This window comes from Kribbella sp. NPDC051770, assembly GCF_040681455.1.
Lineage (GTDB): Bacteria > Actinomycetota > Actinomycetes > Propionibacteriales > Kribbellaceae > Kribbella.
In genome coordinates, this window is the sequence record NZ_JBFAYT010000002.1 from 769,604 (window position 1) to 780,760 (window position 11,157).

Consider the following 11,157-nt stretch of genomic DNA (forward strand, 5'->3'; position numbering starts at 1 on the left):
ACCACCTGAGGAGTACGCCGTATGCGATACCGCACTCTTGGCGCGACCGGCATCGAGGTCAGCGTGCACTGCCTGGGCACGATGATGTTCGGCGCGGTCGGTAACCCCGACCACGCCGACAGCGCGCGGATCATCCACGCCGCGCTCGACCAGGGCATCAACTTCGTCGACACCGCCGACATGTACTCGTCCGGCGAGTCCGAGGAGATCGTCGGCAAGGCGCTGCAGGGGCGCCGCGACGACGTCGTGCTGGCGACGAAGGTGCACTTCCCGATGGGCGAGGGCCCGAACCGCGGCGGGAACTCGCGGCGCTGGATCACCCACGAGGTCGAGCAGAGCCTGCGCCGGCTCGACACCGACTGGATCGACCTGTACCAGGTGCACCGGCCGGATCACCGGACCGACGTCGAGGAGACGCTGTCGGTGCTCACCGATCTCGTCCGGGCCGGCAAGATCCGCGCGTTCGGGTGCTCGACGTTCCCCGCGGAGGACATCGTCGAGGCGTACCACGTGGCCGAGCGCCGCGGGTTCGGGAAGTTCCGGACCGAGCAACCGCCGTACTCGCTGCTCGCACGCGGGATCGAGCGGTCGCTGCTGCCGACGGCACAGCGGCTGAACATGGGGGTGCTGACGTGGAGCCCGCTGGCCTCGGGCTTCCTGTCGGGGAAGATCCGGAAGGATCAGCCGGTCGACCTGACGGTCGGGCGGGCGGCGCTGACGCCGTTCCGGTTCGACCCGTCGATCCCGGGGAACGCGGCGAAGTTCGAGGCGCTGGAGCAGTTGGTCGAGGTCGCGGAGGGGCTGGGCCGGACGCTGCCGGAGCTCGCGCTCGCGTTCGCGGTGACGCACCCGGCGGTCACCTCGGTGATCACCGGGCCGCGCACGATGGAGCACCTCGAAGGCACGCTGAAGGCGGCCGACCTGACCCTCGACGACGCGACGCTGGACCGGATCGACGAGATCGTCCCGCCGGGCACCGATCTGTACGCCGCCGACGGCGTGTGGCGGCCGTTGTCCCTGACGGAACCCGCGCGTCGCCGACGCCCGCTGGCCGAGCGCTCTGCCGGCTGACTACCTGGTCAACCCCGCGTGCACCTTGCCGGCCAGCTTCAGCAGCTGGGCGCGTTCGGTGGCCGTCAGCGGCGACAGCGTGGCGTTCTCCACCTTCTGGACGACGCCACGCGCCGTCGTGAACGTCCGCCGCCCGGCCGGCGTCAGGGCGATCCGGTACCGCCGGCGGTCGTCCGGGTCGCGCTCGCGGGAGACGAGTTCGTCGTACAGCAGCTCGTCCATCAACCGGACCATGTCGCTCGGGTCCAGCCCCAGGCCGCCGGCGAGCGCGCTCTGCGCCGCCGGGCCCTGGTCGGCCAGCTCGGCCAGCGCCGCGAACTGCCACAAGGTGATCCCGGGACGCACCGCGAGCCGCTCCGCGATCTCGCGCCGGCCGGCCACGCCCACCTTGTGCAGCACGAACGTGGTCATCCCCAGCAGCGTCTCCATGGCAGTCCATTGTAGGGTCGAACCAATCGTTGGAACTTCCCCACTAATTTGGAGTGGCCCGATGGACGCGCTGTACCCCCGCCTGCTGGTCGACGACTTCCCCGCGACCGTCGCGTTCTACCGCGGCGTGCTCGACGAGCTGTTCGGAATTCAACCAGTGAAGGTGATCCCGGCGGCGGCGTACGCGAACTGGGACCTGCACGGCGAGACCGCCCTGGTGCTGTTCGGCCGGGCCGCGCTGAGCACCGCGCTCGGCCTCGCCCCGGACGAGCGGCCGGCGACGAGCACGATGCTGGTCCTGAAGGTCGACGACGTCGACACCGCCGCGGCGGTCGTCGAGAAGCACGGCGCGACACCGGTCGCCGTACCGCAGGATCGCCCGCAGTGGGGGCCGAACCTGCGCACCGCGCACCTGCGAGCGCCGGAGGGCACGCTGCTGGAGCTGCAGTCGTACTGACGCTCGATACTTTTACGCCGCTCTCTCCGGGGAACCGGTACACGAGAACAGCCGGACAACGGAGAGAAGAAGCTGAGTTCGATGGCACTACCGCAGTCGATCCGGAACGCTGGGGAGCCGTGGACCATCCAGGACCTGAGCAAGCTGGAGGAACTGGCCGCCGACAACTTTCCACCCTGTGTGATCGGGATGCGGCTCGGTCGCCCCGAGGACGCGATCGTCACCCAGGCCCGGCGGACCGGAATCAAGCTGACGCCGTTGAACCGCCCGCCGTACGGCGACTGAACGGACCGACGCCGCGGTCATGACCGCAACCAGCTTTCGCCGGTGGTCTACGGTGGGCGGATCAGCGCCAGTGGACTCGGGGAGGGCTACTCGTGGCAGTGACCATGCGTGATGTCGCGCAGCATGCCGGGGTGTCGCCGAAGACGGTGTCGAACGTGATGAGCGGTTACCCGTACATCCGTGAGGAGACGCGCCTGCGCGTCCTGGCCTCGATCGATGCGCTCGGCTACCAGCTGAACATCTCGGCCCGGAACCTGAAGTCCGGCCGGACCGGGATCATCGGGCTGGCCGTGCCGGAGCTGAGTCAGCCGTACTTCGCCGAGCTGGCCGACGCCGTGATCACCGCGGCCGAGGGGCACGGGCTGACGGTGATGATCGAGCAGACCGGCGCCGTCCGGGAGCGTGAGCTCGCGACGCTGGCCCGTCCGCGTGGCCCGCTCGTCGACGGGCTGCTGTTCAGTCCGCTCGCGCTCGGGCCCGACGACGTCGGCCACCTGCGCACCGGGACACCGATGGTGCTGCTCGGCGAGCGGATGTTCCACGGCCCGGTCGACCACGTGATGATCGACAACGTCGCCGGGACCCGCGCGGTCACCGAGCATCTGCTCACCCTCGGCCGCCGCCGGATCGCCGTGCTCGGTACCCATCCCGGCGAGCTGGTCGGCACCGCCGCCATCCGGTACGACGCGTACGCCGCCGCGCTGACCGACGCCGGCGTCGAGCCGCCGGCCGAACTGGCGGTCCCCGCCGATCCCTGGCAACGCCGGACCGGCGCCGAGGCAATGGAGGCGCTGCTCGCGTCCGGCGCGAAGTTCGACGCGGTGCTCACGCTGAACGACACCCTCGCCATCGGGGCACTGCGCGTGCTGGCCAAGCACGGCGTCCGGATTCCTGACGACGTGGCGGTCGCCGGGTTCGACGACATCGACGAGGCGCGGTACGGCTCGCCGAGCCTGACCACCGTCGACCCCGGCCGTGGCCAGATCGCCTCCACCGCGGTGGACATCCTGGTCGGCCGGATGAACGGCGACGACGCCGAGCACCGCGAGATCGTCGCCGAGTACGCGCTGCACGTTCGCGAGTCGACCGCCGGGGCCGCGCGCACGCCGTAGCCGTCCGGATCCGGTCACCGACCGGCCGAGGTCTTGACGCCTCCGAACGGTCCGGGCATCATCCTCCTACACCGATGTAGTACATCGGTGTAAAACCGTGCTCCACCGCCCATGGGAGGACGCGACGATGACGGTTCCCAGGCTTTCTCGCCGGACTCTGCTGAGCGGCGCGCTCGGGCTCGCAGGAGCGACTGCCCTCAGCGGGTGCGGTTCCTTCGGCCGCGACGCCCGAGTCCGCGAGTGGAACCTTTTCGGCGGCGGTGACGGCGCCCGGCTGCTGCAGATCCACGACAAGTTCGTTGCCGAGCACAAGGACATCGCCTTCGAGGCGCACACCCTGGCCTGGGGACCGCCGTTCTACACCAAGCTCGCGATGTCCGCGGCCGGCGGCCGCGCGCCCGAGGTCGCGACGCTGCACCTGTCCCGGCTGAAGGGTTTCAGCCCGAGCACGATGCTCGACCCGATCCCGGTCGACCTGCTCGCGAAGGCCGGGATCACCGAGCAGGACTTCCTCCCCGAGACCTGGAAGAAGTGCCACGTCGACGGACAGCTGTACGCCGTACCGCTCGACCAGCACCCGTTCGTCCTCTACTACAACACCGAGATCTGCCAGAAGGCCGGCCTGATCGGGCCGGACGGCCGGATCAAGACCGTCAAGGGCGTCGACGCCTTCTTCGAGATGCTGAAAGCGGTCAAGGACGTCACCGGCAAGTTCGCTGCCTCGGTCGAGACCACCAACCCGTGGCGGATCTGGTGGACGCTGTACGGCCAGCTCGAGGGCGAGTTCTTCGACGAGTCCGGCCGCGAGCTGGTCCTCGACGACGCCAAGGCGCTCGAAGCCCTGCAGCTGATGGCGAAACTCTCGGCCGACGGTCTCACCCCCAAGTCGTCGGACTACGCGGCGCTGGTCGCCCAGTTCAGCAACGGCGACGCCGGGCTGAGCTTCAACGGCGAGTGGGAGGTCACGACGTACCAGACCGCGAAGCTGCCGTTCAGCATGGCGCCGTTCCCGGTCGTGTACGACGTCCCGAAGTTCGCCGGTGACGCGCACACGTTCGTGATGCCGCACCAGGCGTCGCGCCGGGCCGAGGACACGGCCGCGACCGTCGAGTACATCGCCTGGATGCTGAAGAACAGCGCCGACTGGGCGGCCGGCGGCCACATCCCGGCGTACCAGCCGGTGGTCGCGAGCGAGCAGTACCTGGAGCTGAAGCCGCAGGCCGAGTACCGCTCGGTCGCGCCGGACGTGCTGTTCGACCCGGACGCGTGGTTCAGCGGCTCGGGCGCGCAGCTGCAGAACGAAGCGGGGGCTGCTTTCGCGGGGGTGTTCTCGGGCCGGACGACGCCGCGGCAGGCGCTCGACCAGTTCAAGGCCGCCACCCGGAAGCTGCTCGACACCCCGTCCCCGGTCTGACAGGAGCTGTGCCGATGGCCGTGCAGACACCCACCCGCCCCCGCACGAAGACCTCCGCAGCCGATCCACCGAGAAACGGACCACCGTGGACCGAGCGCTGGGGCGGCCTGTTCTTCGTCGCGCCGTTCGGGCTGTTCTTCGTGTTCTTCCTGCTCTGGCCGACTCTGGCCGGGCTCTGGAACAGCTTCTTCAACACCAGCCTGGCCGGTGTGAAGCAGGAGTTCCTCGGCCTGGCCAACTGGCGAGAGCTGTTCGGTGACCCGGCGGTCTGGGACTCGCTGAAGAACACGCTCGTCTTCACCGCGATGAGTACGCCGCCGCTGGTGCTGATCGCGCTCGTGATGGCGCTGCTGGCCAACCGGCGCGGGGTCTTCGGCTGGTTCCTGCGGTTCGCGTACTTCGCGCCGTTCGTGCTCCCGGCGACCGTGATCACGCTGATCTGGGTGTGGATCTACCAGCCCGGGTTCGGTCTGGTGAACGGGCTGCTGACGGCCGGCGGGTTCGCCGAGATCGACTGGCTGAACGCCGAGAACCGGGCGATGCTCGCGGTGGTGATCACGACCGTCTGGTGGACCGTCGGGTTCAACTTCCTGCTCTACCTGGCCGCGCTGCAGGGCATCCCGGCGCAGGTCTACGAGGCGGCCTCGATCGACGGCGCGAACGGGCGGCAGACGCTGTTCCGGATCACGCTGCCGCTGCTCGGCCGCACCACCGGGCTGATCGTGGTGCTGCAGCTGGTCGCGTCGCTGAAGATCTTCGACCAGATCTACCTGATGACCGACGGCGGCCCGAACTACGCGACCCGGCCGATCATCCAGTACATCTACGAGAGCGGCTTCACCAGCTACCGGATCGGCTACGCCTCGGCGGTGTCCTACCTGTTCTTCGCGATCATCGTGATCGTGTCCGTGGCGCAGTTCAAGCTGTTCGGCGGCCGGAAGGAGGATCGGGCATGACTCGGACCAGCTTCCCGAAGGTCGCGATCGCGGTCGGCGCGGCGCTGCTCGCCGTGCTCTGGCTGGTTCCGTTGCTCTGGGCCATCGACACGTCACTGAAACCGGAGCCGGAGACGACCGCGACGCCGATCACTTGGTTGCCCTCGGCGCCTACCTCGGCGGCGTACCAGAGCGTGCTGGAGCAGGGCTCGATCCTGCGCTGGTTCGTGAACAGCACGGTGGTCGCGGTGCTGGTCACCACGCTGACGCTGCTGGTGTCCGTGCTGGCGGCGTACGGGTTCTCGCGAACCACGTTCCCGGGGCGGAAGGTGATCTTCGGCGTGGTGATCGCCGGGATCCTGGTACCGCCGCAGGTGCTGATCGTGCCGCTGTTCCAGGAGATGTCGAGCCTGCGCCTGGTCGACACGTACTGGGGCATGGTGCTGCCACAGGTGGTCGCGCCGGTGATGGTGTTCGTGCTGAAGAAGTTCTTCGACGGTGTCTCCCGTGACTACGAGGACGCCGCCCGGGTGGACGGCGCGACCCGCTGGCGGATCGTCTGGGCGGTGATGGTGCCGATGTCCAGGCCGATCCTCGTTGCCGTCGGCATCTTCACCTTCATCGGGGCCTGGAACAACTTCCTCTGGCCGTTCATCGTGACCACCGACCCGTCGATGATGACGATCCCGGTCGGACTCGCCAACGTGCAGGGCTCGTACGGCCTGCGCTACGCCCAGATCATGGCCTCGGCCGTGCTCGGCGGGCTGCCGCTGCTGATCGTCTACGCGCTCTTCCAGCGGCACGTCGTGCGCGGTGTCGGCGACGCCGGCATCAAAGGCTAGACCTCCCACCTCACAAGGAGCATTCCCTCGTGCCTTCCGCTGCAATCGTCCTCGATCCCTCGTTCACCGTCGCGCCGGTCAGCCGGCGCACCTTCGGCACCTTCGTCGAGCACATGGGCCGCTGCGTCTACACCGGCATCTACGAGCCCGGGCACGCGACCGCCGACGAGGACGGCTTCCGCAAGGACGTCCTCGAGCTGACCCGCGAGCTCGGGGTCTCGCTGGTCCGCTACCCCGGCGGCAACTTCGTCTCCGGGTACCGCTGGGAGGACGGCGTCGGGCCGCGCTCCGAGCGGCCGCGCCGGCTCGAGCTGGCCTGGCACAGCGTCGAGACCAACCAGTTCGGCCTGGACGAGTTCGTCCGCTGGTGCGCGAAGGCCGGTGTCGAACCGATGATGGCGATCAACCTGGGCACGCGGGGAGTCCAGGAGGCGCTCGACCTGCAGGAGTACGCCAACCACCCGGCCGGTACGGCGCTGTCGGACCTGCGCTCCGAGCACGGCGCGGCGGCGCCGTACGGGATCAAGCTGTGGTGCCTGGGCAACGAGCTGGACGGGCCGTGGCAGATCGGGCACAAGACGGCCGCGGAGTACGGGCGGGTGGCGGCCGAGACCGCACGGGCGATGCGGATGGTCGAGCCCGACCTGGAACTGGTCGCCTGCGGGTCGTCGGGCTCGGGGATGCCGACGTTCGGGACCTGGGAGCGCGAGGTGCTGCGGGAGTGCTACGACCTGGTCGACCACATCTCCTGCCACGCGTACTACGGCGACGACAACGACGACCCGGCGTCGTTCCTGGCCTCGGCCGTCGACATGGACCGCTTCATCGACTCGGTCGTGGCCAGCGCCGACCACGTCGGCGCCGAGCTGAAGAGCAAGCGGCGGATCGACATCTCGTTCGACGAGTGGAACGTCTGGTACAAGGACCGGTCGCGGCTGACCGACGGTGACCCGGAGGCGTGGGAGGTGGCGCCGCGGCGGATCGAGGACGAGTACAACGTCACCGACGCCGTTGTCGTCGGCAACCTGTTGATCTCGTTGCTGCGGCACAGCGACCGGGTCGCGGTCGCTTGCCTGGCGCAACTGGCCAACGTGATCGCACCGATCATGACCGAGCCCGACGGCCCGGCCTGGCGGCAGCCGACGTTCCACCCGTTCGCGATCACCTCGCGGCTGGCATCCGGTCAGGTGCTGCGGGTGCAGACGTCGTCGCCGACCGTTGTCACGGAGAAGTTCGGCGAGGTCGCGGCCGTGGACGCGGTGGCGACGTACGACGAGGGCAAGCTCGCGGTCTTCCTCGTCAACCGGTCGCTCGACCAGACGATCGAGGTGTCGGTCGACGTCAGCCGGACCGGGGTGTCCACGGTCGACGAGGCGCTGACGCTCGCCGACGACGACCGGCTCGCGGTCAACTCGGCGGCTCAGCCCGATCGGGTGGTGCCGCAGCCGAGCACGGCCACGCTGGAGGACGGCAAGCTGACCATCAGCCTGCCGCCGATCTCGTGGACGGCGCTGAGCCTGAGCTGATTCAGAGCACTCGCTCCCGGCGGAACCGCGTGATGGTGACGCCGGGGGCGATCTCGATCTGCTCGTCCTCGTGGTAGCCGCGGCTGAGGTAGAGCTTGGTGGCGGGAGCGTTCGCCGTACCGGTGGAGACCAGGGACAGGCCGCGCGGCTCCAGGTCGTCCAGCGCGTCGAGCAGCGCGGTGCCGTGGCCCTTGCGGGCGTACGCCGGGTCGACGATCAGCCGGGTGATGTCGACGGTCTCGTGGTCGGGGAACTCGTAGGCGACGGCACCGACCAGGACGTCGTCGGTGAAGCAGCCGAGCCAGTGCTCGGTCGACGCCATCAGGGCGGACAGGTCCTCCTGCAGCGGCGGAATCCCGTCGAAGCCGATCAGAGCGGCCTCCACGGCGTACGCACGGTGCTGGACCTCGAGAAGCCGCGGCGCGAGCCCAGGGTCGGCCGGGCTGATCGGACGGATCACAACTCCACGCTAACCCGCCAACGTGTCAAGCGCGCGGGGAGCCGATTCGGCGCTCCGGGTGACAATGGACGTCCGGGCCGCGCCGCGCCCGCCGCCTGAGTCGAAGGGAACTGCGTGAAGGTCTACCGGGACAGCTGGGGAGTGCCGCACCTTCGCGCGGACGATACGTTGTCGCTGGTTCGGTTGCAGGGGCGGAACGTCGCGGCGGATCGTGCGTGGCAGATCGAGATGCAGCGGCGGAAGTTCTCGGGTACGACGGCCGCTGTCCTGGGCCCGGATGCGGTCGCCTGGGACACGTTCGCGCGGCAGGCGCGGATCGCCGACACCGCCGAGCGGTGCTTCGAGGCGCTCGACGACGACACGCGCGCGTGGGTCGAGGCGTACGTCGCCGGCGTCAACGAAGGGCTGCCGGGCGGCGCCGCGCGGGCTCCGGAGTTCGTGCGGACCGGGGTGTCGCCGCAGGAGTGGGAGCCGTGGGCGCCGCTCGGGATCTGGATCGCGATCCACATCCTGTTCGCCGGCTTCCCGGACAAGCTGTGGCGCGAGGAGGTCTCGCGGCGGCTCGGCGACGGGATGATGCAGGTGTTCACGTCTGAGGGGCCGCGGTCGTCGGGGAGCAACGGGTGGATGATCCCCGGCGCTCTGACCGCGACCGGTACGGCGCTGATCGCCGGCGATCCGCATCGGTACGTCGAGAGTCCGGGGATCTACCAGCAGATCCGGCTCGCTTGCCCGGAGTACGACGTACTGGGGTTGGCCGTGCCGGGGATTCCTGGGATCGCGCACTTCGGGCATGCCGGGGAGGTCGCCTGGGCGATCACGAACGCTGCCGCGGACTATCAGGATCTGTACGAGGAGCAGTTGCGGCGGACGGCCGACGGGGTCGAGGCACTCGGGCCTGACGGGTGGGAAGCGGCGGCGGTGCACACCGAGTCGGTGCAGGTCGCCGGGCGGGACGCGATCGAGGTCGAGGTGATCGAGACCGCCCGCGGGCCCGTGGTGATCGATCAGCGGGTCAGCCTGCGGTATCCGCCGCGGGTCACCGGCCGACTCGGGTTCGAGGTGCTCCCTCGGTTGCTCGGAGCAACGAATGTGGCGGCGGTGGACGCGGCGCTCGACGGGTGGGTCGAGCCCGTGAACGTGGTGCTTGCCGCCGACACCGCGGGCGGACTGCTGCACCGCACCGCCGGGCTCGTCCCGCTGCGCGACGCGGAGAACCTGCTGCGCGTCGTACCGGCCTGGGAGAGCAAGCACCGCTGGACCGGCTGGTTCGATCCGATGCCGCGGGCAACGGTCGACGGTGTCGCGGTGATGGCGAACTCGCGGCATCTGGCCGAGCCGCTCGGGCTGGAGTTCAGCGCGCCGCACCGGTACCGGCGGATCCAGGAGCTGCTGACCGCGCGCGACGGCTGGTCGGTCGAGGAGATGCCGACCATCCACACCGACACCTGGCTGGGCTCGGCCGGCAGCATCATCGACCCGCTGGCGGCGCTGCAGGATCTCTCGCCCGCCGCGGGCCTGATCCGCGCCCGGCTGCAGGCCTGGGACCGCCGGATGGACGCGGCGAGCACCACGGCGTCGACGTACGCAGCGATCCGCAAAGCTCTCAGCCGGCGCATCACCGCGCACCCGGCGATCGCGGCGCTCGACGAGGTCGAGGCCACGGAGATGTTCCTGCCGTACCTCGACCTGCTGACCCATGTGTCGTTCGCCCTGGAGAACCTGTTGGCCAGCGACCTCCCGATCGACTTCAGCGCGCTGCTCCGGGAGTCGCTGGAGGAGGTGGCGGCGCAGAAGCCTCGTGGGCCGTGGGGTGACACCCATCAGCTGGCGCCGTTGCAGGTGCTGCGTGGACCGCTGTTCGAGCGGCACGAGGAGCCGGTCGACCTGGGGCTGTCGGGTGATCACCACTGCGTCTGGTCGACGTCCAGCATCCCCGGGTCGGGTGACCTCAGCGTGCGCGCTTCCGCGGCCCGCTACGCGTGGGACCTCAGCGACCGCACGAAGAGCGGCTGGAGTGTGCCGCTGGGGGCGTCCGGCGTACTGGGTGATGAGCACCACCACGACCAGCTCCCCCTGTGGCTGGCTGGAGAGCTCGCTCCGATCGTGACGGACTGGGATCAGCTGACGCCGGAGTAGCTGTCGAGCACTACCTGCAGGCGGTCGCGGCGGAAGCGGCCTGGTTGGCGGTCGTACACCTGACGTCCGGCGGCCGACCAGAACCGCTCAGCCGGCACAGTGTCGACTCCGGGCGGCAGGAACTTCAGTACCTCGGCAACAGCTGCTGCGGCGAAGACTGCCATCTCCCCTGCCTTGTCGGGGTCGACAGCCGACATCAGCTGGTCAGCCACGTCGAGCCACTGACCAGGGTCGAGCAGCGCCGACGGCTCCGGCCCACCGAAGTTCGGTACGCCGCCCGCGTGCTCGCGCGCGGGCAGCTCGAACAGGTACTCGCGTTCGGCTTCACAGCCCTGACAGGTCCCGTCGTACGCCGTGACCAGCTCGCCGTCGACCTGGGCGAGCGCGTGCCGCCACTCGGTCTCGGCCGAGCCGCAGGTGGGGCAGGGCGTCAGGTCGAGGTACAGGTACGCCTCGTCCCGGGTGCGCGCAGCGGGCAGGACCATCG

General features: G+C 69.7%; 12 protein-coding genes. 9 read left to right on the plus strand and 3 right to left on the minus strand.

Annotation, left to right across the window (positions count from 1 at the left end):
- Nucleotides 1–21: 21 nt before the first annotated feature.
- The gene (locus tag AB0M01_RS10405; protein WP_363667696.1) at nucleotides 22–1,071 is read left to right on the plus strand and encodes an aldo/keto reductase; all 1,050 of its coding nucleotides are present in this window, start codon (nucleotides 22–24) and stop codon (nucleotides 1,069–1,071) included.
- Here AB0M01_RS10405 and AB0M01_RS10410 read toward each other — a convergent pair whose 3' ends face one another.
- Nucleotides 1,072–1,500, minus strand: coding sequence for a MarR family winged helix-turn-helix transcriptional regulator (locus AB0M01_RS10410; RefSeq protein ID WP_363667697.1), 429 nt, complete (start codon nucleotides 1,498–1,500; stop codon nucleotides 1,072–1,074).
- A 61-nt stretch (nucleotides 1,501–1,561) separates the two neighbouring features.
- Here AB0M01_RS10410 and AB0M01_RS10415 point away from each other — a divergent pair, with 61 nt between their 5' ends.
- From AB0M01_RS10415 to AB0M01_RS10445, 7 genes are all read left to right on the plus strand, one after another.
- Nucleotides 1,562–1,957, plus strand: a complete 396-nt coding sequence (locus tag AB0M01_RS10415; protein ID WP_363667700.1) for a VOC family protein — start codon at nucleotides 1,562–1,564, stop codon at nucleotides 1,955–1,957.
- 81 nt (nucleotides 1,958–2,038) lie between these two features.
- The gene (locus AB0M01_RS10420) at nucleotides 2,039–2,242 is read left to right on the plus strand and encodes a hypothetical protein (RefSeq protein WP_363667702.1); all 204 of its coding nucleotides are present in this window, start codon (nucleotides 2,039–2,041) and stop codon (nucleotides 2,240–2,242) included.
- Between the two features lie 92 nt (nucleotides 2,243–2,334).
- Nucleotides 2,335–3,354, plus strand: a complete 1,020-nt coding sequence (locus AB0M01_RS10425) for a LacI family DNA-binding transcriptional regulator (protein ID WP_363667704.1) — start codon at nucleotides 2,335–2,337, stop codon at nucleotides 3,352–3,354.
- 127 nt (nucleotides 3,355–3,481) lie between these two features.
- On the plus strand, nucleotides 3,482–4,768 hold the full coding sequence (locus AB0M01_RS10430) for an extracellular solute-binding protein (RefSeq protein WP_363667706.1): 1,287 nt from the start codon (nucleotides 3,482–3,484) through the stop codon (nucleotides 4,766–4,768).
- 14 nt (nucleotides 4,769–4,782) lie between these two features.
- Nucleotides 4,783–5,724 carry a sugar ABC transporter permease gene (locus tag AB0M01_RS10435; RefSeq protein WP_363667707.1) on the plus strand — a complete coding sequence of 314 codons (942 nt, stop codon included), beginning with the start codon at nucleotides 4,783–4,785 and terminating at the stop codon, nucleotides 5,722–5,724.
- On the plus strand, nucleotides 5,721–6,545 hold the full coding sequence (locus AB0M01_RS10440) for a carbohydrate ABC transporter permease (RefSeq protein WP_363667709.1): 825 nt from the start codon (nucleotides 5,721–5,723) through the stop codon (nucleotides 6,543–6,545). Before AB0M01_RS10435 ends, AB0M01_RS10440 begins: the two co-directional genes overlap by 4 nt.
- 29 nt (nucleotides 6,546–6,574) lie before the next feature.
- The gene (locus tag AB0M01_RS10445; protein WP_363667711.1) at nucleotides 6,575–8,071 is read left to right on the plus strand and encodes an alpha-N-arabinofuranosidase; all 1,497 of its coding nucleotides are present in this window, start codon (nucleotides 6,575–6,577) and stop codon (nucleotides 8,069–8,071) included.
- A gap of 1 nt (nucleotide 8,072) precedes the next feature.
- On the opposite strand, the gene AB0M01_RS10450 is transcribed toward AB0M01_RS10445, so the two are convergent.
- Nucleotides 8,073–8,531 carry a GNAT family N-acetyltransferase gene (locus AB0M01_RS10450; RefSeq protein ID WP_363667713.1) on the minus strand — a complete coding sequence of 153 codons (459 nt, stop codon included), beginning with the start codon at nucleotides 8,529–8,531 and terminating at the stop codon, nucleotides 8,073–8,075.
- Between the two features lie 114 nt (nucleotides 8,532–8,645).
- Between AB0M01_RS10450 and AB0M01_RS10455 the strand changes: the two genes are divergently transcribed.
- A complete protein-coding gene (locus tag AB0M01_RS10455) occupies nucleotides 8,646–10,670 on the plus strand; it encodes a penicillin acylase family protein (RefSeq protein ID WP_363667715.1) in 2,025 nt (674 codons plus the stop codon).
- Here the strand turns inward: AB0M01_RS10455 and AB0M01_RS10460 are convergent.
- The gene (locus AB0M01_RS10460) at nucleotides 10,652–11,155 is read right to left on the minus strand and encodes a hypothetical protein (RefSeq protein WP_363667717.1); all 504 of its coding nucleotides are present in this window, start codon (nucleotides 11,153–11,155) and stop codon (nucleotides 10,652–10,654) included. The two genes, AB0M01_RS10455 and AB0M01_RS10460, sit on opposite strands and share 19 nt — an antisense overlap.
- Between the last annotated feature and the right edge of the window lie 2 nt (nucleotides 11,156–11,157).

Excerpts from the sequence above, each read along its gene's own strand:
- AB0M01_RS10420 (WP_363667702.1), top strand. The coding sequence starts at position 2,039 with ATGGCACTACCGCAGTCGATCCGGAACGCTGGGGAGCCGTGGACCATC.
- AB0M01_RS10440 (WP_363667709.1), top strand. The coding sequence starts at position 5,721 with ATGACTCGGACCAGCTTCCCGAAGGTCGCGATCGCGGTCGGCGCGGCG.
- AB0M01_RS10430 (WP_363667706.1), top strand. The coding sequence starts at position 3,482 with ATGACGGTTCCCAGGCTTTCTCGCCGGACTCTGCTGAGCGGCGCGCTC.
- AB0M01_RS10410 (WP_363667697.1), bottom strand. The coding sequence starts at position 1,500 with ATGGAGACGCTGCTGGGGATGACCACGTTCGTGCTGCACAAGGTGGGC.
- AB0M01_RS10405 (WP_363667696.1), top strand. The coding sequence starts at position 22 with ATGCGATACCGCACTCTTGGCGCGACCGGCATCGAGGTCAGCGTGCAC.
- AB0M01_RS10460 (WP_363667717.1), bottom strand. The coding sequence starts at position 11,155 with ATGGTCCTGCCCGCTGCGCGCACCCGGGACGAGGCGTACCTGTACCTC.
- AB0M01_RS10435 (WP_363667707.1), top strand. The coding sequence starts at position 4,783 with ATGGCCGTGCAGACACCCACCCGCCCCCGCACGAAGACCTCCGCAGCC.
- AB0M01_RS10415 (WP_363667700.1), top strand. The coding sequence starts at position 1,562 with ATGGACGCGCTGTACCCCCGCCTGCTGGTCGACGACTTCCCCGCGACC.